This is a genomic window from Bradyrhizobium sp. NBAIM03, from assembly GCF_020194055.1.
GTDB lineage: Bacteria > Pseudomonadota > Alphaproteobacteria > Rhizobiales > Xanthobacteraceae > Bradyrhizobium > Bradyrhizobium yuanmingense.
Window position 1 is genome coordinate 1 of record NZ_JADYVS010000016.1, and the last position, 23,515, is coordinate 23,515.

Annotated in this window: 24 protein-coding genes and 1 other RNA gene; 19 read left to right on the forward strand and 6 right to left on the reverse strand. The window is 65.3% G+C overall.

Going from position 1 to position 23,515, the window contains the following annotated elements:
• Window positions 1–202 precede the first annotated feature (202 nt).
• The 3 genes from ssrS to I6F21_RS23080 all read left to right on the forward strand — a co-directional run bounded on the left by ssrS (window position 203) and on the right by I6F21_RS23080 (window position 1,949).
• Window positions 203–363: non-coding RNA, 6S RNA (gene ssrS / locus I6F21_RS23070), on the forward strand.
• Window positions 364–550: 187 nt separating this feature from the next.
• Window positions 551–1,147: a 5-formyltetrahydrofolate cyclo-ligase gene (locus I6F21_RS23075; RefSeq protein WP_225183456.1), complete on the forward strand. Its 597-nt coding sequence runs from the start codon at window positions 551–553 to the stop codon at window positions 1,145–1,147.
• The gene (locus I6F21_RS23080) at window positions 1,125–1,949 is read left to right on the forward strand and encodes a TIGR00282 family metallophosphoesterase (RefSeq protein ID WP_035998346.1); all 825 of its coding nucleotides are present in this window, start codon (window positions 1,125–1,127) and stop codon (window positions 1,947–1,949) included. The genes I6F21_RS23075 and I6F21_RS23080 overlap by 23 nt, the downstream gene beginning before the upstream one ends.
• Before the next feature lie 163 nt (window positions 1,950–2,112).
• Here I6F21_RS23080 and I6F21_RS23085 read toward each other — a convergent pair whose 3' ends face one another.
• The 4 genes from I6F21_RS23085 to I6F21_RS23100 all read right to left on the reverse strand — a co-directional run bounded on the left by I6F21_RS23085 (window position 2,113) and on the right by I6F21_RS23100 (window position 7,535).
• Entirely contained in the window at window positions 2,113–2,700 is a 588-nt protein-coding gene (locus I6F21_RS23085) for an N-acetyltransferase (protein ID WP_085971997.1), read from the reverse strand.
• 104 nt (window positions 2,701–2,804) lie between these two features.
• A complete protein-coding gene (locus I6F21_RS23090; protein WP_225156779.1) occupies window positions 2,805–3,941 on the reverse strand; it encodes a DSD1 family PLP-dependent enzyme in 1,137 nt (378 codons plus the stop codon).
• Between the two features lie 280 nt (window positions 3,942–4,221).
• Window positions 4,222–5,646 (reverse strand): methyl-accepting chemotaxis protein, encoded by a 1,425-nt coding sequence (locus I6F21_RS23095; protein WP_225183457.1) that lies wholly within the window; start codon window positions 5,644–5,646, stop codon window positions 4,222–4,224.
• Window positions 5,647–5,786: 140 nt separating this feature from the next.
• Complete coding sequence (locus I6F21_RS23100; RefSeq protein ID WP_225183458.1) at window positions 5,787–7,535, reverse strand: methyl-accepting chemotaxis protein; 1,749 nt, start codon at window positions 7,533–7,535, stop codon at window positions 5,787–5,789.
• 216 nt (window positions 7,536–7,751) lie between these two features.
• Between I6F21_RS23100 and I6F21_RS23105 the strand changes: the two genes are divergently transcribed.
• The 8 genes from I6F21_RS23105 (at window position 7,752) to I6F21_RS23140 (ending at window position 13,384) form a co-directional block, all read left to right on the forward strand.
• Window positions 7,752–8,498, forward strand: coding sequence for a YebC/PmpR family DNA-binding transcriptional regulator (locus I6F21_RS23105; RefSeq protein WP_225149260.1), 747 nt, complete (start codon window positions 7,752–7,754; stop codon window positions 8,496–8,498).
• 119 nt (window positions 8,499–8,617) lie between these two features.
• Window positions 8,618–9,145, forward strand: a complete 528-nt coding sequence (gene ruvC / locus I6F21_RS23110) for a crossover junction endodeoxyribonuclease RuvC (RefSeq protein ID WP_225126363.1) — start codon at window positions 8,618–8,620, stop codon at window positions 9,143–9,145.
• Window positions 9,142–9,759: a Holliday junction branch migration protein RuvA gene (ruvA, locus tag I6F21_RS23115; protein ID WP_035998377.1), complete on the forward strand. Its 618-nt coding sequence runs from the start codon at window positions 9,142–9,144 to the stop codon at window positions 9,757–9,759. The genes ruvC and ruvA overlap by 4 nt, the downstream gene beginning before the upstream one ends.
• A complete protein-coding gene (locus I6F21_RS23120) occupies window positions 9,756–10,220 on the forward strand; it encodes a hypothetical protein (protein ID WP_035998380.1) in 465 nt (154 codons plus the stop codon). Before ruvA ends, I6F21_RS23120 begins: the two co-directional genes overlap by 4 nt.
• Window positions 10,217–11,269, forward strand: a complete 1,053-nt coding sequence (ruvB, locus tag I6F21_RS23125) for a Holliday junction branch migration DNA helicase RuvB (RefSeq protein ID WP_225183459.1) — start codon at window positions 10,217–10,219, stop codon at window positions 11,267–11,269. Before I6F21_RS23120 ends, ruvB begins: the two co-directional genes overlap by 4 nt.
• Window positions 11,270–11,398: 129 nt before the next feature.
• Entirely contained in the window at window positions 11,399–12,319 is a 921-nt protein-coding gene (locus tag I6F21_RS23130; RefSeq protein ID WP_225183460.1) for a metallophosphoesterase, read from the forward strand.
• 68 nt (window positions 12,320–12,387) lie between these two features.
• Entirely contained in the window at window positions 12,388–12,837 is a 450-nt protein-coding gene (gene ybgC / locus I6F21_RS23135; RefSeq protein WP_036021745.1) for a tol-pal system-associated acyl-CoA thioesterase, read from the forward strand.
• A gap of 79 nt (window positions 12,838–12,916) precedes the next feature.
• The gene (locus I6F21_RS23140) at window positions 12,917–13,384 is read left to right on the forward strand and encodes a nuclear transport factor 2 family protein (RefSeq protein WP_036021747.1); all 468 of its coding nucleotides are present in this window, start codon (window positions 12,917–12,919) and stop codon (window positions 13,382–13,384) included.
• Window positions 13,385–13,578: 194 nt separating this feature from the next.
• Here I6F21_RS23140 and I6F21_RS23145 read toward each other — a convergent pair whose 3' ends face one another.
• On the reverse strand, window positions 13,579–14,286 hold the full coding sequence (locus I6F21_RS23145) for a type 1 glutamine amidotransferase (protein ID WP_225146417.1): 708 nt from the start codon (window positions 14,284–14,286) through the stop codon (window positions 13,579–13,581).
• A 28-nt stretch (window positions 14,287–14,314) separates the two neighbouring features.
• The gene (locus tag I6F21_RS23150) at window positions 14,315–15,241 is read right to left on the reverse strand and encodes a LysR family transcriptional regulator (RefSeq protein ID WP_225183461.1); all 927 of its coding nucleotides are present in this window, start codon (window positions 15,239–15,241) and stop codon (window positions 14,315–14,317) included.
• A gap of 151 nt (window positions 15,242–15,392) precedes the next feature.
• On the opposite strand from I6F21_RS23150, the gene I6F21_RS23155 reads away from it, so the two are divergent.
• Genes I6F21_RS23155 through I6F21_RS23190 form a run of 8 tightly spaced genes read left to right on the forward strand, consistent with a single transcriptional unit; the run spans window position 15,393 to window position 23,485 of the window.
• Window positions 15,393–16,349, forward strand: coding sequence for an N-carbamoyl-D-amino-acid hydrolase (locus tag I6F21_RS23155; protein WP_225127258.1), 957 nt, complete (start codon window positions 15,393–15,395; stop codon window positions 16,347–16,349).
• Between the two features lie 37 nt (window positions 16,350–16,386).
• Window positions 16,387–17,214: an ABC transporter substrate-binding protein gene (locus I6F21_RS23160; RefSeq protein WP_225136341.1), complete on the forward strand. Its 828-nt coding sequence runs from the start codon at window positions 16,387–16,389 to the stop codon at window positions 17,212–17,214.
• Window positions 17,211–18,068 carry an amino acid ABC transporter permease gene (locus I6F21_RS23165; protein ID WP_036021759.1) on the forward strand — a complete coding sequence of 286 codons (858 nt, stop codon included), beginning with the start codon at window positions 17,211–17,213 and terminating at the stop codon, window positions 18,066–18,068. Before I6F21_RS23160 ends, I6F21_RS23165 begins: the two co-directional genes overlap by 4 nt.
• Window positions 18,065–18,829 (forward strand): amino acid ABC transporter ATP-binding protein, encoded by a 765-nt coding sequence (locus I6F21_RS23170; RefSeq protein ID WP_225183462.1) that lies wholly within the window; start codon window positions 18,065–18,067, stop codon window positions 18,827–18,829. Before I6F21_RS23165 ends, I6F21_RS23170 begins: the two co-directional genes overlap by 4 nt.
• A gap of 16 nt (window positions 18,830–18,845) precedes the next feature.
• On the forward strand, window positions 18,846–19,661 hold the full coding sequence (locus I6F21_RS23175; RefSeq protein WP_225112976.1) for an ABC transporter substrate-binding protein: 816 nt from the start codon (window positions 18,846–18,848) through the stop codon (window positions 19,659–19,661).
• A complete protein-coding gene (locus tag I6F21_RS23180) occupies window positions 19,648–20,532 on the forward strand; it encodes a polysaccharide deacetylase (protein ID WP_225183463.1) in 885 nt (294 codons plus the stop codon). Before I6F21_RS23175 ends, I6F21_RS23180 begins: the two co-directional genes overlap by 14 nt.
• Window positions 20,532–22,115, forward strand: a complete 1,584-nt coding sequence (locus I6F21_RS23185) for an ABC transporter substrate-binding protein (protein WP_225151196.1) — start codon at window positions 20,532–20,534, stop codon at window positions 22,113–22,115. Before I6F21_RS23180 ends, I6F21_RS23185 begins: the two co-directional genes overlap by 1 nt.
• Window positions 22,112–23,485, forward strand: a complete 1,374-nt coding sequence (locus I6F21_RS23190) for an amidohydrolase family protein (RefSeq protein ID WP_225183464.1) — start codon at window positions 22,112–22,114, stop codon at window positions 23,483–23,485. Before I6F21_RS23185 ends, I6F21_RS23190 begins: the two co-directional genes overlap by 4 nt.
• Window positions 23,486–23,515: the final 30 nt, after the last annotated feature.

Consider the following 23,515-nt stretch of genomic DNA (forward strand, 5'->3'; position numbering starts at 1 on the left):
GGGGTGATCTCTCCACACGGACAGTGCCCGTGGGGAGAGATCACCCCACCCCGTCTCACATTTCGCTGCGCTCCATGTGAGCCGACCCACGGGCGAGCTTCGCTCGTCCCGGACCCCTCCAGGGGAGGGTAAGAAAGCGCGCAGCGGAAGCCGCACTCTCGTCGCACTGGCGATTCGTCAGTACAGTTGTTACATTGCCTGCGCGAGGCTGCGACGTGCGTCAGGAGCCATATATCCCCGGGGCCTTATCGATCCTTTAGGGAACTGTCCCTGGCCGGGCCCGTGGGCTCGGACATATGGTGCCCACCTACTTTCGTAGGGAACTCCGGGATCGAGTGCTTCAACGGCGTTCGCGGCTTCGCACTTTCGTTTGCTTCGTTTGTGCTTGTTGAAACGACTGCGGCCAATTCAACAGGTGTCATTCCCCCCGAGTGCGCAATTGCGCACGGGGCGGGGAATCCAGTACGCCGCGGCCCTTGTGTGAATCACCACCGCCTCTGGAATACTGGATCACCCGCATTCGCGGGTGATGACGTGGGGACCAAAGCACATGTCCAACTCCAAAGCCGAGCTCCGTGCCAAAGCCCTCGCCAAGCGCGATGCGCTGAGCGAGAAGAAACGCATCGCGGCCGCCGCAAAGCTCGCCAAGCGCGGGCTACCGTTCAAGCTGCTGCCCGACAGCATCGTCTCCGGCTATTCGCCGATCCGCAGCGAGATCGATCCGATGCCGCTGCTCGCAAAGCTCGCGGAAGAGGGCGCCAGGCTGGCGCTGCCTTGCGTTACCGCGCGCGGCCAGTCGCTGATCTTCCGCATCTTCCATCCGAACGACCGCCTGATGCTCGGCCCGCTCGGCACTCCCGAACCTTCACCTGCTGCGGCCGAAGTCATTCCCGACATCATGCTGACGCCGCTCGCCGCCTTCGACCGCCTCGGCCATCGCATCGGCTATGGCGCCGGGCATTACGATTTCACCTTTGCGCATTTGCGCAAAGCCAAGCACATCGTCGGCATCGGCCTTGCGTTTGCAGTGCAGGAGATCGAGGCGGTTCCGGCACTATCCCACGACGTGGCGCTGGATTATGTGCTAACGGAATCGGACGTGTTCGATTTCCGGAGTTCTGAAGTTGCGCATTCTCTTCGTGGGTGACGTCGTCGGCCGTAGCGGGCGCGAGGCCGTCTCAGAATATCTCCCCGGCATGGTCAAGGATTGGTCGCTCGATCTCGTCGTCGTCAACGGCGAGAATTCGGCCGGCGGCTTCGGCATCACGGAAGCGATCTACCAGGAGTTTCTCGAGGCCGGCGCCGACGCGGTGACGCTCGGCAATCACTCCTGGGACCAGCGCGAGGCGCTGGTGTTCATCGAGCGCGCCGACCGCCTGGTGCGCCCCGCCAACTATCCGCGCGGCACGCCCGGCCGCGGCGCCGCCTTGGTCGAGACCAAGAACGGCAAGCACGCCCTCGTCGTCAACGCGCTCGGCCGCGTCTTCATGACCCCGTTCGACGATCCCTTCGCCGCGCTCGAGCGCGAGCTTGGCGCCTGTCCGCTCGGCGTCGCCGCCGACGCCATCGTCGTCGATTTCCATTGCGAGGCTTCAAGCGAGAAGCAGGGCATCGGCTTCTTCTGCGACGGCCGCGCCAGCCTCGTCGTCGGCACGCACACGCATGTGCCGACCGCCGACCACCAGATCCTGTCAGGCGGCACCGCCTACATGACCGACGCCGGCATGACCGGCGATTACGATTCCATCATCGGCATGCAGAAGGAAGAGCCGCTGCGGAGGTTCACATCAGGAATTCCGTCCGGCCGCTTCGAGCCGGCCGCAGGCGCCGCGACGCTCAGCGGCGTTGCCGTGGAAACGGACGATGCGACAGGGCTCGCGCTCAAGATCGCGCCGGTGCGCGTGGGTGGAAGGCTGGAGCCGACGACGCCGAAATTCTGGTTGAGCTGAAGCGCGAGCGAAATCACCCGGTGTCGTCCCCGGACGATTATATCAACTTTGCCCTCAGCAGCGGACATCGACGGGCAACAAGGGAACTCCGCTTTGGGCCACAAGCGGAAGTCAACAGTCATTGGCGGCTGCGAGCCCTTCTCTTCGACAGATTGGATTCCGTTCAAGAAGCTGTCCGCAACATTGGTGTCATCGTCGGCGAAGAACCATGTTGTATCTCGCCGATGATCTTGAAGCCGTGGCGTTCATAAAGGGAGATGTTTCGCGGATTCGAACTTTCGAGGTAGGCGGCGATGCCCTCCTCGTCGCATCGCCGAAGAGCGTGCTTCATCAACAATGTGCCGAGACCTTGGCCGATCCAGTTCGGATCGGAGGCAATGAGAGGCAGATACCAATGGGGCTCGTGGGGATGATGTTCGGCCATTCCCTGGAGCATGTGTCCAATATCATCGGCGATCTCCGGACGCAGGGATTGCGCCATGAGTGCGTCCATGGCCGTTTCATCGGGCTCGACGCCGGGCGGCAGCCACAGGGCGGCCGCGCGAGCCCCTTCTGTGATGTAAGCTGTGCCATGCTCGAATGCCCGTCCGCCAAATGCCTTGACGAATTGAGGCATAATCCTGAGATATTCGGATGAATCGGGCCAAACCCAACGCGCCATCGGATCGGCTGCAAAGCCAAGTACAATGGTGCTGATAGTGCTTGCCTGAATGTTGGCGCCCGCAGATTTGATTTCCGAGTCTGCGCTCATGATATCGTCTCCAAGTCGTCGATGGCGTCGGCCACATTCATTCTAAGATGCAGCACAGGATAGTGGCCGGGCGCTACGGCGTCGCGCGCAATCACGCGTCAATCTCAGGTGACCGCGCCCCGCGCCGCGACTGGCCAAAGTGCCTCCACGCGGGAATCCGGCGTGTTGAAGCCGCGCACGCCGACATACCAGTCGTAGAGATTGACGGTCGGGTCGCAATGGCCGGGGATCAGCGTCACCTTGTCGCCGATCGCCAGTCGCGACGAAGCGCTGTCGAAATCGAGCAAGCCATGCTCGTCAGAGGGCCGATGATAGCGCAGATCGGGCCGGCCGAGCACGACCGGAAATCCGCTGTCGTTCGACAGAGCCTTGTGGCCGGCATCGATGACCGCGTGTTCGCCGGCGCCTGTGCTCATCACCGTCGCGATCACGAACAGCGCATGCTCGAACGGATTGGCGTTGCGCGCCCCGTCGGCGAGGTTCTTGGCGTAGTCGGCGTCCATGAAGATATAGGAGCCCGCCTGCAATTCGTTCCAGATGCCGCTCGCGCCTTCGAGCTCGAATGTGCCGGTTCCCGCACCTCCAATCGTCCGGCACTGAAAGCCCGCGTCCTTGAGGACGCGCAGTGTCTCCGCGGTCGCGTTCGCGGCACCGGCGATGGCAGCGCGCCGCTCCTCCGGCGTGCGCAAATGCTGGGCAGAGCCGTGATAGGCCTGCAAGCCGCCGAACGATAGGAAGCGTGAAGCCGCCATCTGCCGCGCCAGGGTGGCCGCCGCCGGCCCCGGCCTGACGCCGCAGCGACCGGCGCCGACGTCGATTTCGACCAGGACTTCGATTTGCGATCCTGCCCGCTCCGCGGCGTGCGACAGTTGCTCGACCATGATCGCATCGTCCACGCAAACGCTGATGCGTGCGTGGCGAGCGAGGCCTGCGAGCCGTTCCAGCTTCCGCAGGCCCACCACCTCATTGCTGACGAGCACGTCACTCACCCCGCCCGCAACCAGGATCTCGGCCTCGGCGACCTTCTGGCAGCAGATGCCGATTGCGCCGCGCGCTATCTGCTTGGCCGCAATGATCGGTGATTTGTGGGTCTTCGCATGCGGACGCAAGCGAACGCCGAGCTTGCTCACCGCCGCCGCCATCGTGTCGAGATTGCGCTCGAAAGCGTCGAGGTCGATGATCAGCGCCGGTGTATCGATCTCGGAAAACGGCGCGCCGATTTGGGCGGGTGGACAGGCCATCGAAAAACCAGCTTGTTGTGTTCGGGTTCGCGCTCCGAATGCGCGGCGGCATTTCTACGGCAACGTCGGCCGCCGCGCCAGTGCAGGCGGCTTTTGGTGCTCGGCAGGCGGCGGTGAGAACCGCCCACAATTTCGGAATAATAGCATTCTACCCCTGTTTTGCCCGACGGGTCAACGCGCGCCACGGCCTGCCGGCGCAAGCCATTGATTCCACACGCCCCGGCTACTGTGCATGGGGTTGTTTTCGAGCTTTTGTTTTGAAGATGCCGGAGCGTCCTCGTCAGCCCTGGCGAAAGCCCATCCGGAAGGCGCCCCAGTGCTTGCCGCGGATCATGATTGGTGAGGACAGGTCCTTCATCAGCACGAACTGCCCGCCGCCCATGTCGCGGCGATAGGTCTGCAGCAGGAAGGGTTTTGTGTTGGCCGCGACCTTCTTCACCGCGCGGTCGGTGAACAGGCGGCGGTTGCGGCAATTGGCGTTGTTCCAGACCGGGTCCTTGCCCTGCGGCAGGCGGTAGTTCGGATTGTGGGTCGGAAGGTAGCCGCCCCGCGCCCAGGCGACGCAGAACACGATGCGCGGATCGGTCTTCTGGATCGGGTCCTGGATCGCGGGCAGCACGCGGTCGGTGAACTCGACGTAATTGGTGAGGTACTGCTTCGGATCGGTGCCTGATATCTCGCGGTAGGTCTCGTCCATGAGCTGGTCGAGCGTGATCTCGCCGCGGTCGATCGCAGCTTCGAACTCGGCCGAGATCCGCTTCGCGGTGTCGACGACGATGCGGATCAGCGGCGCGTCCGACGTCTCCACGCCGCTGTCGGCGATCAGCGCGATCAGGCCTTCGGAGGCGTCGAGCAGCTTTGCTACCCGCTCGTCGGCGCTTCGGAGGTCGCGCGAGGAGAGGTCGACGCCCTTGGCGAGCTCGTTGAGCTCGCTGATCACGGTGTCGCAGTGGCCGAGATTGGAGGTCGCCGCGCGCGCGACGCCGTCGATCTCGGCTTCGACCGAGGCGAAGCCCTGCTGGACCCGCGAGATGATGCCGGAGATCGCTTGCGCGCCTTCGCCGGCGGTCTTGGCGCGCTGCGAGGCGTCGCTGCTCTCGCCGATCAGGCCTTCGATCTGGCCGTCGAGATCGCGCACGGTGTCGGAGATCTCATGCGTGGCCTGGCGCGTGGCCTCCGCGAGGCTCTTGACCTCGCTTGCGACCACCGCGAAGCCGCGGCCGGCAGTGCCGGCGCGCGCCGCCTCGATGGTGGCGTTGAGCGCGAGCAGATTGGTCTGCTTGGCGATCGCCTCGATCGAGCCGGAGACCTTCGCCACCTGCGCCAGCGCCGCGCCGACCGCGGACAGGCGTGCCTCGATCCGCTCCACCGCGGCGACGAGCTCGGAGATGTGGCTGACCGCGGTGTCGACGGCGCCGCGAGACTGCGCGATCTCGCCGACCGCGGCCGACGTCGTGGTTTGCACCGCCTGCGAGGCGTTGGCGATGTCGTGGTTGGCAGAGACCATCCTCTCGGCCGTCTTCTGCAGATGGTGAAACCGTTCCGACTGGCTCGCGACGCGGTTGGCGACGTCCTGGACGTTGCCGGCGATGTCGGCGAGCTCGACGCCGAGACCGCCGATGCGGTCGGCGAGCTGGTCGATCAGGCGTTCGGCCAGCGTCCGGTTGGAGGCAGTGTCCAATACGGCAAGTTGTGCAGAGGACATGTACGGGTTCTCTCCAGTCGGAGCCGTTGATCGGCTCCTTGGCGGCATTCCGATTCCAGATCCGACCTTAGAGGATGATTCGCGCCCGGCGTCTTGCCCAGGAGTGCAGGTGCGTGCAGGTGCGTGCACGCGCGGGAGCGCTACAGCTTGTAGGCCGTGCGGAAGCCGCCCCAGTGCCGGCCCTGCACGCGGATCGGGACGTCGATCTCCCGCATCATCACCGTGTTCCCGTTGCCCATGTCGCGCGCATAGCTCTGGACCAGGTACGATCGCAGGTTGCGCGCGGCAGCTAACCCCGCCGGATCGTTGAAGATGCGCCGGTTGCGGCTGTTGGCCGTGTTCCAGGCGACGTCGCCCGGCCGCTGCGGATGCGAATAGATCTTATTGTGCACCGGCAAAAAGCCGTTGCGATCGACCATGGCGCAGAACGCCATCCGCGGCTCCCGCGCCAGGAAGGACTCCTGGAACGGCGGCAGGGCGCGGTCGGCCCAGTCGAGATATTTGGTGCGGTATTGCTGCGGATTGGTGCCGGCGATTTCCAAATAGTCCGTGTCGAAGAGGTCGTCGAGCTTGACCTCGCCGCGCGCAACCGCCTGCTCGAATATCTGCGTCAGCGCATTGCCGGCTTCCATGGCACGGGTGACGAACTCGGTGTTCTCCTCATGGATCGACCAGAGCTTGTCCTCGATCTTCTCGTTGAGAGCGGCGGTGGCGCCGACGAATTGCGCGCGGGCGCCGGCCTTGGATTGCTCGATCACGCGCAGGCGGCAGGCGCCGATGTCCTCTAAGCTGCCTTCGATCGTCGCTTGCGTTGCCAGCCGGCTTGCGTCCGCGCCGCCGATCAGCACGCCTTCCATCGCGATTTCATAGACCGGCATCACGGCGCGCGCGGTTTCGAATTTGAGGTGGCAGGGCAGCCGCTCGGTCTTGCGGCGGTCGTCGTGCTCGCTCTGGCGCAGCAGCACCGCGCAGCGCGATTTCAGCTTCTGGGCGAAGGTGGTGACGGCCTTGCCGGCGCTGGCGACGCTCTCGCCATGGGTCTCGGCCGCCTTGGTCGCCGCGTCGATCTCGGCCGCGCTCTCGCCGACCGAGATGATGAACTCCGAGGCGCTGGCGGCATTGCCGGAGACTTCGCTGGTCGTGGCATTCTGCTCGGCGACCGCGCCGTTGACGGTGTCGAACACCGGACGGATCGCCTCGATCGCCTGAGAGATGCGGTGCACGGCGTCCGCCGAACCGGCGGCATCGCGCTGCAATGCGTCGATCTTCTTCGTGATCTCCTCGGTCGCACTCTGGGTCTGCACCGCGAGCGCCTTGACCTCGGTGGCAACGACGGCAAAGCCTTTTCCGGCTGCGCCCGCGCGCGCGGCCTCGATCGTCGAGTTGAGCGCGAGCAGCGTGGTCTGCCGCGCGATCTGCGCGATCAAATTGACGACGTTGCCGATGGCGGCGGAGGATTCGCGCAGGCGGTCGACATTGGCGCGGGCTTCCTGCGCGGCGGCGCTGGCCTCGTCGGCGAGCTTGCCGGCTTCCCGGACCTGCGCGCCAATCCCTTGCGCGGACTGGGTGAACTTGTCGGCGGCATGGGCGAAGGTGGAGGCGGTGGATTGCGCCGCGTTGGTCCGGCCGGTCAGGGCGTCGGTGCGGTCGCGAATGGCAGCGAGGGTCGCCGCGGTCGCCTCGGCGCCGCCAGCCACCGAATTGGCGGCGCGCTCAAGCTGGCGGATCATGGCGCCGAGCTCGAGTTCCAGCAATTCCAGGATTTCCCGGGCCGAATCACTTTCGGCGGTCGGGGCGGGTGCGGCAGGGGCCGCCGGCTGCGCAGCCTCCGGGCCTGCCGCGGGCGCGGCCGTGTCCGGCAGACGCTTCCGAAATAATCCGAACGCCATCGGGTCTCTCTTGTCGGGGGACGGTCGGGCGCTATTTTCGCAGTCCGGAATGAAATCAGGGTTAACGGTGCCCATCTAGGCAGGCGCCGTTACGGCGGCTACCTTTACAGTGCTACCTCAGGCGCAGCCGAGCCCTTTGATTCCGGTGGGTTGGCGGCCTATAAGGCCGCGCTTCCCACGCTCATCTTTGGCTGACGATTTCTCAAGAGACCACGCATGGCCGGACATTCCCAATTCAAGAACATCATGCACCGCAAGGGGCGGCAGGATGCCCAGAAGTCGAAACTGTTCGGCAAGCTGGCGCGGGAAATCACCGTCGCTGCCAAGCTGGGCACCCCCGACCCCGCCATGAACCCGCGCCTGCGCGCCGCCGTGATCGCTGCGCGCCAGGAGAACATGCCGAAGGACAATATCGAGCGCGCCATCAAGAAGGCGCTCGGCAGCGACGGCGAGAACTATGACGAGATCCGCTACGAGGGCTACGGCCCCGGCGGCGTCGCCGTCATCGTCGAGGCGCTGACCGACAATCGCAACCGCGCCGCCTCCGACATCCGCTCCTTCTTCACCAAGTCCGGCGGCAATCTCGGCGAAACCGGCTCGGTCTCCTTCATGTTCGACCGCACCGGCATCATCGAATATGACCGCAGCGTCGCCTCCGACGATGCGGTGCTGGACGCCGCGATCGAGGCCGGCGCCGACGACGTCGTTTCCGGCGAGGGCGGCCACGAGATCTACGCCTCGACCGAAGGCTATCGCGACGTCGCCAAGGCGCTGGAAGCCAAGTTCGGCGAGCCGCGCAAGGCCGCACTGATCTGGAAGCCGCAGAACACGGTTGCGGTCGACGACGAGACCGGCGAGAAGCTCCTGAAGCTGATGGACCTGCTCAACGAGCACGACGACGTCCAGAACGTCTACGCCAATTTCGAGGTGTCGGACGCGCTTGTTGCGAAGATGGGCGGATAGGCTCGTGTCCCGGACGCGCTGCAGCGTGAAACGCTGCGGCGCTGGGCCGGGACCCATTCCCCTGTTACTTCCGTTCTGTTTCTGTTTCGCATCCCGCGGCCAGCCGCTATCACTGGCCCATGACTGCGCTCCCGATTCGTGGCCCCGTTCGCATCATCGGCATCGACCCCGGCCTGCGCCGCACCGGCTGGGGCGTGATCGAGGCCGAGGGCAACCGCCTGATCTATGTGGCCTGCGGCTCGGTGGAACCGCCGGACGATCTACCGCTGGCGAGCCGGCTGCTCGCGATCCATGAAGGGCTCGCTTCCGTCTTGTCCAATCACCAGCCGCTGGAAGCCGCGGTCGAGCAGACCTTCGTCAACAAGGACGGCGTTGCAACGCTGAAGCTTGGCCAGGCCCGCGGCGTTGCCATGCTGGCGCCCGCAATGTTCGGCATCTCTGTCGCAGAATACGCGCCGAACCAGGTCAAGAAGACGGTGGTCGGCGCCGGCCACGCCGACAAGCAACAGATCGCGATGATGCTGAAGATCCTGCTGCCGAAGGCCGAGCCGCCGTCCGCGGACGCCGCCGACGCGCTCGCCATCGCCATCACCCACGCCCATCACCGCCAGAGCACGGCGCTCCGGCTGAAGGTGGTGGGGATATGATCGGCAAGCTCAAGGGCTTGATCGATTCCTACGGCGAGGATTTCGTCATCCTCGACGTCGGCGGCGTCGGCTATCAGGTGCACTGCTCCTCGCGCACCTTGCAGCATCTGCCCTCGCCGGGTGAGGCCGCTGTGCTGTCGATCGAGACCTATGTCCGCGAGGACCAGATCAAGCTGTTCGGCTTCCGCACCGACCAGGAGCGCGAATGGTTTCGCCTGCTCCAGACCGTGCAGGGCGTCGGCGCCAAGGTCGCGCTGGCCGTGCTCGGCACGCTGTCGCCGGCCGATCTCGCCAATGCCATTGCGCTTCGCGACAAGGCCGCGGTGGCGCGCACGCCCGGCGTCGGCCCGAAGGTCGCCGAGCGGATCGTCACCGAATTGAAGGACAAGGCGCCGGCCTTTGCCAATGTCGATCCCGCCGTCGTGCATCTCGCCGGCGCCGTCGACGACCAGCGCGCGCCGCGCCCCGTCGCGGATGCGATCTCTGCGCTGGTCAATCTCGGCTACGGCCAGCCGCAGGCCGCCGCGGCGATTGCATCGGCCTCGCGCAGCGCGGGTGAGGGCGCCGAGACGGCGCAGCTGATTCGATTGGGTTTGAAGGAACTGGCCAAGTGAACAACGGCCAGCGCCTCTCCGAGTGGGGTCAAGGTGCGGCACGCCAGCATTTGCGGCGCCTCGGCCGTATGTTCGTCGTCGTCTTCTGCGGAACACTTTTTGCCGGGTATCTTGCAATGCTGGCGTTCTCGGCATCAGGTTGTTTTCTTAGTCGTGTCATTCGATGCTTTTCGGTCTCGCGCGACCTGATCGGGTTCAGCTGGTTTGCCGTGAAAGGCTTGTTCTTGCCTGCGGCCGTTGTGGCCTTGATGGTTGCAATCTTCCTGCAAATCCGAGGCTCCGTTGTCTGGTGGGACGTTCTCGTTGCAAGCTTGCTTTCGGCGCTGGTGATTGGCTCTGTTGGAAGAGCACTGAGTGAACCGGCTGAGGCATTTGTCTTGCTTGTGGTAAGTTTGATCTTCTTTGCAGGTGCTCAAGCTGCCCTTCTTATCGACAAGCGACTGTGCAGGACTTCCGCATGACCACTCCCCCCCGCATGGTCTCGCCGGAGCGCCGCAGCGACGATGTCGGCGACACCGCGCTGCGGCCGCAATCGCTGTCCGACTTCGTCGGTCAGGCGCAGGCGCGCAAGAATCTCTCGATCTTCATCGAAGCGGCGCGCAAGCGCGGCGAGGCGCTGGATCACGTGCTGTTCGTCGGTCCCCCCGGCCTCGGCAAGACCACGCTGGCGCAGATCGTGGCGAAGGAGCTCGGCGTCGGTTTCCGCGCCACCTCGGGGCCCGTGATCGCCAAGGCCGGCGATCTTGCCGCCCTCTTGACCAATCTCGAAGAGCGCGACGTGCTCTTCATCGACGAGATCCATCGCCTCAGCCCCGCGGTGGAAGAGGTGCTCTATCCCGCGATGGAGGACTTTCAGCTCGACCTCATCATCGGCGAGGGCCCGGCGGCGCGCTCGGTCAAGATCGAGCTGTCGAAATTCACGCTGGTCGGCGCCACCACGCGCGCCGGCCTTCTCACCAATCCCTTGCGCGACCGCTTTGGCATTCCGGTCCGGCTCAACTTCTACACGATCGAGGAGTTGGAGAGCATCGTCAGCCGCGGCGCGCGCGTGCTCAACGTCGGCATGAGCGCCGATGGCGCCAACGAGATCGCGCGCCGCGCCCGCGGCACGCCGCGCATCGCCGGCCGCCTGCTCCGCCGCGTGCGCGATTTCGCCTCGGCGGCCGATGCCGACAAGATTGACCGTAAGATTGCCGACCATGCGCTGAGCGCGCTCGAGGTCGATGCCGCAGGGCTGGACGCGATGGATCGGCGCTATCTCTCGACCATCGCGCTCAACTATGGCGGCGGACCGGTCGGCGTCGAGACCATGGCTGCGGCCTTGTCGGAGCCGCGCGACGCCATCGAGGACATCATCGAGCCCTATCTGATCCAGTGCGGCTATCTGCAGCGCACCCCGCGCGGCCGCCTGCTGACCTCGCACGCCTTCCGTCATCTCGGCATCGCCGAACCCTCGCGCGATGCGGCGGCGCAGTTCGGCCTGTTCGGCACGGATGATAGCGACGAGTGAGCTGCTGAACCTCGCGCCGTTCCGCCTATGATGAATTTCCGTTAACCTCGTGCAGACGATCTGCACGAACGCACCCCAATTCCGCTCCAATCGGATATCATCAAGGCGCCGCATCATCATCGGGCTTCCATGATCACGCGCCGTCATCTTATCCGTTCCATTGGCGGTCTGTCCGCCCTCGGCGTCTCGACCGCAGCCTACGGCGTCGGTGTCGAGCCGGTGCTGCGCCTTCGCGTCACGCGCTATCATCCGATGCCGCGGCAGTGGCCGGCGGATTTTCCGCTGAAGATTGCCGCCATCGCTGACATCCATGCCTGCGATCCCTGGATGTCGCTGGAGCGCATCGAGGGCATCGTCGACCGGACCAACGCGCTCAACGCCGATCTCATCGTGCTGCTCGGCGACTATGTCGCCGGCCTTCACCACGTCACGCGCTTCATTCCGTCGAGCGAATGGGCAAGGGTATTGGGGCGCCTGAAGGCGCCCCTCGGCGTTCATGCCGTTATGGGCAACCACGACTATTGGGATGACAGAACCGTGCAGCGGGCCGGGCACGGGACGACCATCGCACATCGGGCGCTGGAGACGGCCGGCATCCCCGTCTACGAGAACGATGCTGTGCGTCTTACCAAGGACGGCCGTCCGTTCTGGCTTGCCGGCCTCGGCGATCAACTGGCCTTCCTGCCGGCGCGGCGCTTCCGGAGCATGGCGCACTTCGGTGCCGACGATCTCAACGCCACGCTGGCCAAGATCACCGACGATGCGCCGGTCATCCTGCTCGCGCACGAGCCCAATATCGCGCCGCTCGTGCCCGCGCGCGTCGCGCTGCAATTGTCCGGCCATACCCATGGCGGCCAGGTCCGCCTGCTCGGCTGGTCGCCGGCCGTCGCGCCCAGGAACGGCCTGCGGCTCGCCTATGGCCATTTTCGCCTGAAATGCGATCTCATCGTCTCCGGCGGCCTCGGTTGCAGCATCATGCCGCTCCGCTTCGGCGTGCCGCCTGAGATCGTCGAGGTGACGCTGGGAAGGTCAGGACCGGTCGTGTCCTAACACGCTTGCGCGTCCGGCTGTTTTTGCGCAAAACGTGCCGGTTACCGACCAGCGAAGAGGCTCCGGACGTGACAGCTCATCTCGACGGCGAGATCCGCGACGGCCGCCACCACATGCAGGTCCGGGTCTATTACGAGGACACGGATTTTTCCGGCATCGTCTATCATGCCAATTACCTGCGCTACATGGAGCGCGGACGCACCAATCATCTCAGGCTGATGGGTGCCGAGCAGCAGGTGCTGTTCGAGCAGACCGAGACGGACGGCGCGGGCTTCGCCTTCGTGGTGCGCTCGATGCATCTGGACTTCCTGAAGCCCGCGCGAATGGACGACGTGCTCGACGTCGTGACCTGGCCGGTCGCGGTGAAAGGGGCGTCAATCATGCTGGCGCAGGAGGTGCGGCGCGGTGACGACGTGCTGGTGAAAGCCGAGGTCCGCGTCGCCTTCATCAGCGGCGGCCGGGCCCAGCCGATTCCGAAGTCGATCCGCCAGCTGATGAAGGCCGATCTGGTTACGTGATCGCTCGATAGCGGATCGCCTATCGACTCTGCCAATTGCGACGATACATTCGCGGTCCCGATCAACCGATGAGGCCACCATGTCGCGCCCGCCGCTTCCACCCTTCACCCGCGAGACCGCCGCGCAAAAGGCCCGCATGGCCGAGGACGCCTGGAATTCACGCGATCCGGTGCGGGTCTCGCTCGCCTATACCGAGGACAGCCGCTGGCGCAACCGTTCGGAAGTTTTTCAGGGCCGCGAAGCCATCGTCGCCTTCCTCACCCGCAAATGGGAGAAGGAGCAGGATTACCGCCTGATCAAGGACCTCTGGGCCTTCGACGGCAGCCGCATCGCGGTGCGCTTCCAGTACGAATGGCACGATGCAAGCGGCCAGTGGTACCGCTCCTACGGCAACGAGCAATGGGAGTTCGACGAGCACGGCCTGATGAAGCGGCGCGAGGCCTCGATCAACGACATCGCCATTGCGGAGAAGGATCGCCGGTTTCACTGGGCGGCGCCGGGCCCGCGGCCGGCCGATGTGCCGGGGCTGGGAAGCGAGCCGTTCTGAAATTAACAAAGCGACCGCTGCTTCACCCTCTCTCCTTGCGGGAGAGGGTGGCTCGCCGCATAGCGGCGAGACGGGTGAGGGGTCTCTCTCCTCACGAGCAGTCCGGCGAATGGATAGAACCCCTCATCCGGCGCTTCGCGCCACCATCTCCCGCAAGGGGAGAAGGGAAGACGAGTGCGTCTCGAGCTTCGTAGTCAGGTGCGCTTAGCCAGAAACCGCGTAATCGCCCCGCCGAGCTTCGCATTATCCATCGGCTCCGCCAGCGACGCCCTCGCCGTGGCAACGACATCCTCAGGTGCCTTGCCATCGCGCAGATCGCAGCACACTTGCGCGAACCCGACATCGAATTCCGGATGCGGCTGCACTGTCAGCGTCGCGCCATTGGCATAGAGCAGGCCGGCATGCGGGGTGAATTCGGAGGAGAGGATCGTCAGCGCATCGCTTGGCGGCTCGATCACCTGGTCCTGATGCGAGGCGGCGACCGCGACCGCTTCACCGTCGATGACGCCGTTCTCCGGCAGCACCTGATAGACATGCCGGCCGATGCCCCAGCCCTGTTCTGATTTGCGCACGGTGCCGCCGAGCGCCTGCGCGATCAGCTGGTGGCCAAAGCAGACACCGACCATCGGTGTCTTGTTGGCGTAAGCCGTTCGCACGAAATCTTCCAGCGGCGCGATCCAGTCGAGCCCGTCATAGACCCCGGCCGCCGCGCCGGTAATGAGGATGGCCTCGAGCTTGCTCGGATCGGGCAGCGCATCGCCGCTGGGGATGCTGACGACCTCGATCGTCGCGGCCGGCTCCTCGGCGCGGATCATGCGCGCGAACATGTCCGGAAATGAACCGTGGCGCTCGCGGTATTTTTGCGGCACCTCTCCGGTCTCGATGATGGTGATGCGTGCCATGGGCCTCCCGGTCAAAAGGTTGCGAAGCTCAGCCGCTTTCTGCCCCATGTTGCTGGTGCGGCGCTGCCCGCTCGAGCAGAGCGCTCTCCTTGCGGATCTCGTTGAGAAAGGCCTTGGCCAGACGCGACAGCGGCTCGGCTTCAGACCATAGCATATAGGCGATCGCCTGCGTCGTCGGCGAGAACGGACGGACGACGAGGCCGCTGCCGCCGTTCTGCCGCGGCGAGAAAGGATCGACCACCGCCGCGCCGACGCCGGCGGCGGCCAGCACGCAGGCCGTGTTGCAGTAGCGCACCTCGATCGTCGGCCGGAACGGCGCGCCGGCGCGGGCAAAGCTGTCGCGCACGGCTTCGCCGAGCCGCGTGCCGCGTTCGAGCCCGATGAAGGGTAGGCCGGAGAGATCGGAAGCGGAGATCATCGGCCGGTCGGCGAGTGGATGCTGTGGCGGCAGCACGCAGACCATCTCGCCGGTGTGCACCACCTCATGCGCGATGCCGGGATGATGCGTGAGGCCGAGCGCGAAGCCGAGCTCGGCGACGCGGCTCAGCACACCCTCGATGATGCCCTCGTAGCGCCGTACGTCGAAGAACACCCGCGTCTCCGGGCGGCGTCGCAGGAAGCCCGACAACGCGGACGGAATGATGCTGTAGGCGAGCGGCGGCGTCGCCACGATGGCGAGATGCCCGGACCGGTTCTCGCGCAAATCGCGCACGCGGTTCTCGAGCTTGGCGTGCAGCGCAAAGATCGCCTCGCTCTCCTTGTAGAGCGCCATCGCTTCGGCGGTTGGAAACAGCCGGTTGTTGACGCGCTCGAACAGCGCAAAGCCCGCCTGCGCCTCCATCGTCTTCAGCGCGTTGCTGACCGCCGGCTGCGACAGCGCCAGCTCGTCCGCCGCCGCCACCGTGGTGCGGTGGCGGATCACGGCGCGAAGGATCTCGAGCTGACGCAGGTTCATATCACTGCCGATTATAGTCAGGGCCAAAACATCATAGCAACGCGAATTGATTTTGCAGCACCGCTCGCCCGTAATGGCAGCGGATTTGCACGTCGCATCAAAGGGTTCGTTCGCCCATTGAGGCAGCACTGCGCACAGATTGGAGGCAATCTTGGTTCGTGTCCTTCGCGCCGCCGCCGCTCAGATGGGGCCGACGCAAAAAGCCGATACGCGCGAGCATACGTTGTCGCGGATGCTCGACATGCTCGATGAGGCGGCCGGTCGGGGTGCGAGCCTTGTGGTGTTTCCGGAGCTCGCCTTCACCACCTTCTTCCCGCGCTGGCTGCTCGAAGGCGAGGCGCTCGACCGGTATTTCGAGCGCGGCATGCCGAACCCCGCGGTGGCAAAGCTGTTCGACCGCGCACGTGCGCTCCGCGTCGGCTTTTATGTCGGCTATGCCGAGCTGACGCCGGAGGGCCGGCGCTACAATTGCTCCATCCTGCTCGACCGCGACGGCGAGGTTCTCGGCCGCTATCGCAAGGTGCACCTGCCGGGCTCGGTCGAGCCGCGTCCGGGCGCGCGCTACCAGCAACTCGAGAAGCGCTACTTCGAATATGGCGACCTCGGCTTTCCCGCCTTCCGCGCCGGCTCATCCTGGGCCCACGCCATCATGGGCATGATGATCTGCAACGATCGGCGCTGGCCGGAATCCTGGCGCGTGCTTGGTCTGCAAGGCGTCGAGCTCGTCTGCATCGGCTACAATTCGGCGGCCTACGATCCCAACGGCGGCACGACCGAAGACGGAGCCTTGCGCACCTTCCACTCGACGCTGGTGACCCAGGCCAACGCCTACATGAACGCGACCTGGGCGATTTCGGTGGCGAAGGCGGGCGAGGAGGACGGCTCCGGCCTGATCGGCGGCTCCTGCATCGTCGATCCCAATGGCCGCATCGTCGCGCAGGCGCAAACGCTGGCCGACGAGGTGATCGTCGCCGACATCGATCTCGACCTCTGCCGCCAGGGCAAGGACAAGATGTTCAACTTCGCCGCCCACCGGCGGCCCGAGCAATACAGGGTGATCACCGAGCGTGCCGGCATCATCGAGCCGGCCGTTCTCGACGCAGATTGACCAACGGCCGGTCGCGGCGTTGGCAAAAGGAGCTGACATGACACGCCTCTCGTATTTGCTTGCCTGCGCAGCGCTGGCTGCGGTGACGTCGGCGCGAGCCGCCGAGCTGCCGGCGGAGATCAAGCAGGCCGGCACGCTGAAGCTCACGGTCAATTCCACCTACGCGCCGATGGAATATCGCGACCCCGCAACCAACGAGCTGGTCGGGCTCGACATCGATCTGGCGAAGGAGCTCGCCAAGCGGCTCGGCGGGCTGAAGATCGTCTGGAGCGAGACGCCGTTCGCCGAGCTGATCCCTTCGCTCACGACCAAGCGGGCCGACTTCATCATTTCCGGCATCTCCGATCGTGCCTCGCGGCGCGAGACGGCGGATTTCGTCGATTACCTCGCAACCGGGCCGCAGTTCTTCGTGATGGCGGAGAGCGCGGCCAAGGACGCCACCGATCTCTGCGGCAAGAAGGTCGGCACGACCCGCAGCACCAGCTTCCCGGTCGAGATCGAGAAGTGGAGCAAGCAGAATTGCGAGCCGGCCGGCAAGCTCGCGATCCAGTACGTTCCGGGCGAGAATTCCATCGACGTCCGCAACCAGCTCAAGCAGGGCCGCATCGACGCCGCCGTGCAGGGTAGCGAGACGTTGCCTTATGCGCAGCAACAGGAGCCCGGCAAGTATCGCATCGTCGGCGAGCCCTTTGCCAGGGGCTATCAGGGCATCATGTTCCGCAAGGACGATGCCGCCTTGCGCGAAGTCGTGACCGAGAAACTCGCGGCGATGATCGCTGACGGCTCGTACAAGGCCATTCTCGACAAATGGGGCCTAGGGACAAATGCAGTCGCCCAGCCCATGCTGAACGCGGCGCCGCAATGAAGCAGGCGCCGGCACTCGCGCAAGGATTTCCCGATCTGTCGGGCATGCGGATCGCGCGCGAGCCGCACTGGTTTCGCTGGATCAGCGCGGCCCTGATCGTCCTCGTGCTGGCGGCGATCGCGCGCGCCTTTGCGAACGGCCAGATCGAATGGTCCTATGTCAGCCGCTTCCTGACCGCAAAGGTCATCCTCGAAGGCATCGTCAACACCATGGTGATGGCGGTGCTGGCGATGATGCTCGGCATCTTCCTCGGCATCGTCGTCGCGATCATGCGGCTGTCGCCCAATCCGGTGCTGAAGTCGGTCGCCGCCGGCTACACATGGCTGTTTCGCGGCACGCCACTGATCCTGCAGCTGCTGCTGTGGTTCAACCTCGCGCTGGTGTTTCCGACCATCGGTATCCCCGGCCTGTGGTCTGCACGCGCCGTCGATGTCATGACGCCGTTCCTTGCCGCGCTGCTCGGGCTCGGCATCAACCAGGGCGCCTACACCTCCGAAGTCATGCGCGCCGGCATGCTGTCGGTCGATATCGGGCAATATGAGGCGGCGCAGGCGATCGGCATGGGACGGCTGCGCGCGTTGCGCCGGATCGTGCTGCCGCAGGCGATGCGCGTGGTGATCCCGCCGCTCGGCAACGAGTTCATCGGCATGGTGAAGGCGACCTCGCTCGCCAGCGTGATCCAGTATCCGGAGCTGCTGCACAATGCCGAGAACATTTACTACGCCAACTCCCGCGTCATCGAGCTCCTGATCGTCGCCGGGCTCTGGTACCTGCTCGCGGTCTCGATCCTGACACCGCTCCAGATGTTGCTCGAACGCCGCTTTGCACGCGGCACATTGCGGCTGGCGCGATGACAAAGCCGCTCGTCGCGATCCGCTCCGTAGCCAAGAACTTTGGAGAGTTTCAGGCTCTCAAGAACGTCTCGCTCGACGTCTGGCCCGGCGAGGTGATGTGCCTGATCGGCGCCTCCGGCTCCGGCAAGACCACGCTGCTCCGCTGCATCAATCAGCTCGCCACGATCGATGCCGGCGGCATCTGGCTCGACGGCGAACTGCTCGGAGTGCGCGAGCAAGGCGGGAAACTCCATCGCCTGAGCGAGCGCGAAATCGGGCGGCAGCGGCTCAAGACCGGCATGGTATTCCAGCGCTTCAACCTGTTTCCGCACAAGACCGCGCTGGAGAACATCACGGAAGGCCCGACCCAGGTGCAGGGGCGCAAGCCGGATGAGGTGCGCGCCGAGGCGACCGAGCTGCTTCGGCGCGTCGGATTGTCGGCCAAGGCCGACTGGTATCCGGCGCAGCTCTCCGGCGGCCAGCAGCAGCGCGTCGCGATCGCGCGGGCGCTCGCCATGAAGCCGATGCTGATGTTGTTAGACGAGCCCACCAGCGCACTCGATCCCGAGCTGGTCGGCGAGGTGCTCGCGGTCATGAAGGAGCTGGCGCGAAGCGGCATGACCATGATGGTGGTGACGCACGAGCTCGGCTTCGCCCGCGAGGTCGCCGACCGCGTCGTCTACATGGATCAGGGCGCGATCGTCGAGCAAGGCCGCGCCTCCGACGTGTTGGGCGCGCCGCGCGAGGAGCGCACCAAGGCATTTCTTTCGGCAGTGATCTGACATTGGGGGTATGGTGATGAAGAGATTCTTGCTTGCGGCGGCGTTCCTGGGCGCCATGAGCGTGTCGGCAATGGCGGCCGAACTGCCGCCTGAGATCGTAAAGCGCGGCAGCATCAAGGTCGCGGTGGTGCCGAACTATCCGCCGATGGAGTTCCGCGATCCCGCCACCAACGCGCTCTCCGGCTTCGACGTCGATCTTGGCGAGGCGATCGGCCGCAAGCTCGGCGTCAAGATCGAATGGACCGAGACCAGCTTTGCCGAGTTCATGCCCTCGATCTCGACGGGGCGGGTGGATGCGATCCTGTCCGGTTTCACCGACTATGCGAGCCGGCACGAGGTCGCGACCTTCGTCGATTATTTGCGCAGCGGCCCGCAGTTCTTCGTGCAGGCGTCGCGCAAGGCGGAATTCAAGGATGCGACGTCGCTGTGCGGCAAGAAGGTCGGCGCCAGCCGCCGCACCATGTTCCCGGCCCAGATCGCGGCGTGGAGCGAGAAGAATTGCGGCGGCAATCCGATCCAGTTCGTCGGCACCGACGGCTCGGCCGATGCTCGCACCCAGCTGCGGCAGGGCCGCATCGATGCCGCCGCCCAGGGCAACGAGACGCTGCCCTACATCATGGACCTCGAGCCCAACACCTATGCGACCGTGGGCGCGCCCATCGCACAGCAATTCACCGGCATTGCTCTGCCGGTGAAGGAGAAGGCATTGCAGCAGGCAATGCTGGAGGCGGTCGACGCGCTGATCGCGGACGGCACCTACAAGACGCTGTTGGCGAAGTGGAAATTGAGCGACAACGCAATCGAGAAGGCGACCATCAATGCTGGACAGTAAGGCACTCCAGAGCATTCCGCTCGTTCCGGCCAACACCGCGGATCCCGCGCCCGAATATCCGTGGCCGAAGCCGTACACATCCGCGATGTTCCTGTCGTTCGACGTGGACGCCGAGAGTGCCTGGACCAGCAAGGACGCAGGTCATGCGCAGCGGCTCATCACCATGAGCTATGGCGGCTATGAGGCGCGCGTCGGCACGCCGAAACTCCTGGAGCTGCTCGACCAGCTCGATCTCAAGGCGACGTTCTTCGTCACGGGGTGGTCGGTCGATGCGCATCCGGCGATGGCGGAGTCCATCCTCAAGGCCGGTCACGAGATCGGCCATCACGGCTATCACCATCTGCTGCCAGATCCCGGCGATCCCTGGATCGAGGAGGAGCTGGAGCGCGGCTTCGAGGCGCTGAAGCGCCGGCTCGGCGTCAAGCCGACCGGCTATCGCGCGCCCTATGGCGAGTTCACCGAGGAGCTGCGCGTCGCGCTGGTGCGCCACGGCATCGTCTATACGTCATCGTTCCGCGACGACGTCAGGCCCTATCGTCATCGCCTCGCCGACGGCAAGCCCGGCACGATCGAGCTGCCGGTGACCGCGAGCTATGACGACTGGATGCACGGCCTGTCCGCGCGCTTCAGTCCGCGCTCGATCTTTCCGAAGGAGCACGTGCTCTCGATGTGGAAGGACGAGCTGGATGAGGTCCGCGACTGGGGCGCGATGGTGACAACCGTGCTGCATCCGCAATGCAGCGGCCGCCCGATGCGGCTGCGGCTGCTGCGCGAATTCCTGACCTACGCAAAATCGTGCCCGGATGTCTGGATCACCACCGGCGATAACATCGCGAAAAACTTCCTGCGTCACGAAGCGGGTCACCGATAATGTCGATCTCCCGCCGCTCGCTCCTCAAGGCTGGCGCAGCGCTGCCGGCGCTGTCCCTGCCGGGCATCGTCCGCGCTGAATCCCAGTCCACGCTGCGCTTCATCCCCGTCATCGATCTCGCCTTCGTCGATCCCATCTATTCGACCGCGCAGGTGTCGCGAAACCACGGCTTCATGGTTTACGATACGCTCTACGGCATGAGCTCCTCGCTCCAGGTCTCGCCGCAGATGCTGTCGGGCCACGCCATCTCCGCCGACCAGCTGCAGTGGGACCTCACGCTTCGCGACGGCCTGTTCTGGCACGACGGCGAGCGGGTGCTGGCGCGCGATTGCGTCGCCAGCATCCGTCGCTGGGCCGCGCGCGACGGCTTTGGCGGCGAGCTGATGGAGGCGACCGCCGAGCTCTCGGCTGCCGACGACCGCACCATCCGCTTCCGTCTGAAGCGTCCTTTTCCGCTGCTGCCGCAGGCGCTCGGCAAGGCAGCGATCAATGCCTGCTTCATGATGCCGGAGCGGCTGGCGAGCCAGGATCCGTTCAAGCCGCTCACCGAGGTGATCGGCAGCGGTCCGTTCCGCTATCTCGCCGACGAGCGCGTGCAGGGCGCGCGCAATGCCTATGCCAAGTTCGAGCGCTATCAGCCGCGCACCGACGGCAAGCCGGATTGGACTGCGGGGCCGAAGATCGTGCACTACGATCGCGTGGTCTGGACCACTACGCCCGATGCCGGCACCGGCGTCGCCGCGCTCCAGACCGGCGAGCAGGATTGGCAGGAGACTACGCCGCACGATCTGCTTCCGGTGATCAAGGCGGCCGGCGATATCGAGACGCGCATCCTCGATCCCCGAGGCTACGCCTGCATGCTGCGCCTCAACCACCTGCAGCCGCCGTTCGACAATCCCGCCATCCGCCGCGCGCTCCTGGGTGCGATCGACCAGTCCGCATTCATGACCGCCGTCGCCGGCACCGATCCGGCGTTCCAGGTCTCACCGGTCGGCTATTTCGCACCCGGCACCCCGATGGCAAATGAGGTCGGCCTCGACGTGTTCCGCGGCCCGCGCGACTACGCCAAGGTGAAGGCCGACCTGAAAGCCGCCGGCTATAACGGCGAGAAGATCGTGCTGCTCGTTCCGACCAACTCGCTGGCGCAGAAGCCGCTCGGCGAGATCGCGGTGGATTCGTTGCGCAAGGCCGGCATGAACGTCGAATATGCCGGCCTCGATTTCGCCGTGGTGCTGCAGCGCCAGCTGAAGAAGGATCCGCTGCCGCAGGGCGGCTGGAGCGCCGCGGTCGGCAACTGGCAGGGTATCGACTGGCTCAACCCGGCCGGCAACACCAACATTCGCGGCGAAGGCAAGGTTGCCGGCTGGTATGCGAGCGAGAAGATGGGACCCTTGCGCAGCCAATGGCTGGCGGCCTCCGAACTCGCCGAACAGCAGCGCATCTGCCGCGAAGTCCAGAGGGTGGCGTTCGAGGAAATCCCCTATATTCCGATCGGCCTGTACAAGCAGCCGACGGCCTACCGCAAGGCCATTACCGGCATTCTCGACGGCACCGCCGTGTTCTGGAACGTGCGCCCCGCATGAGCACCACAGCAATCTTCGGCAGCTATGTGCTGTCACGCAAAGACGGCGCGCAGGATGTCTTGCGCGACCACTGGGTTCTGGTCGAAGGCAAGAAGATTGCAGCGATCACACGCGACAAGCCGCGCGCCGATCGGGTCTATGATCGTCCGGGCCGCTTCGTCCTGCCGGGCCTGCTCAACCTGCACAATCATTGCTTCTCGGAAGCGGTGGCGCGCAGCCACACCGAGGACGGCAACGGCCGCAAGAACAACCAGAGCATCGTCTACACGGTGCTGCTGCCGCTGACCAAGCGCGGCGCCGATATCCTGTCGGCGGAAGAGCGCCTTGCGGTGGCGCGGCTCGGCATCCTCCAGCTGCTCAAGGGCGGCGCCACCACGGTGATGGAGCCGTTCCGCAACTCGATCCCCGAGATGTTCGACGCGGCGGAAGAGATGGGCATCCGCTTCTATGGTGCCCCCTATCTGTTCTCGACGTCCGACGCCAAGGCCGGGCCTGACGGTGTGGTCCAATATTCCGGCGATGACGGCGCTGCGGACATGGCGGCGTGGGACGCGCTCTATCAGCGCTGGAATAATCGCGGCGACGGCCGCATCAGTCTTGCGATGAGCCCGCACGCCACCGACACCTGCGGCCCCGATCTCTTGAAAGCCTGCGCCACGCGGGCGCGCGAGCTCGGCGTTCCCATCACCACGCACATGGCGCAGAGCCGCGCCGAGGTCAAGACCATCGGCAAGCGCTATGGCGGCCGCACGCCGGCAGAATATCTGGACTGGCTCGGCCTGCTCGCGCCGGATCTGATGGCGGCGCACTGCATGTTCAGCAGCGATGACGATCTCAAGCTGATGGCCGCGCGCGGCATGACCGTCTTGAACTGCCCGCGCGTGTTCGCGCGTGCCGGCATCACCGCGGCGTTCAGCCGCTTCGCCGCGCACGGCGTGCGCACCGTGGTCGGCACCGACGGCTACAACATGGATCTGCTCGGCGAGCTCAATGCGGCGTCGCTGATCTCCAAGATCATTTCGGCGCGCCCTGACGTCGCGAACTCACCCGAGCTGATCGAGGCGAACACGACGGTCGCCGCCGACGTCATCAAGCGGCCCGATCTCGGCCGCATCGAGCCGGGCGCGACCGCAGATCTCACCGTCGTCGATCTCACCCATCCGCATCTGCAGCCGCTGTTCGACCCGCGCCGCGCGCTGATCGCACTCGCCAACCGCGCCAATATCGATCAGGTCATGGTCGATGGCCGCGTGCTGGTCGATGAGGGGCGCTATCTCGGCGCGGATGAAGCTGCGATCATTGCGGCGGGCACCGCCGCGATCGGCAAGATCTGGGATCTGCCGGAGGCGCAGGCCGCGTTCAGTGGTTGAGTGCCGCTGGTGCCACGAAGACGGTGCGCT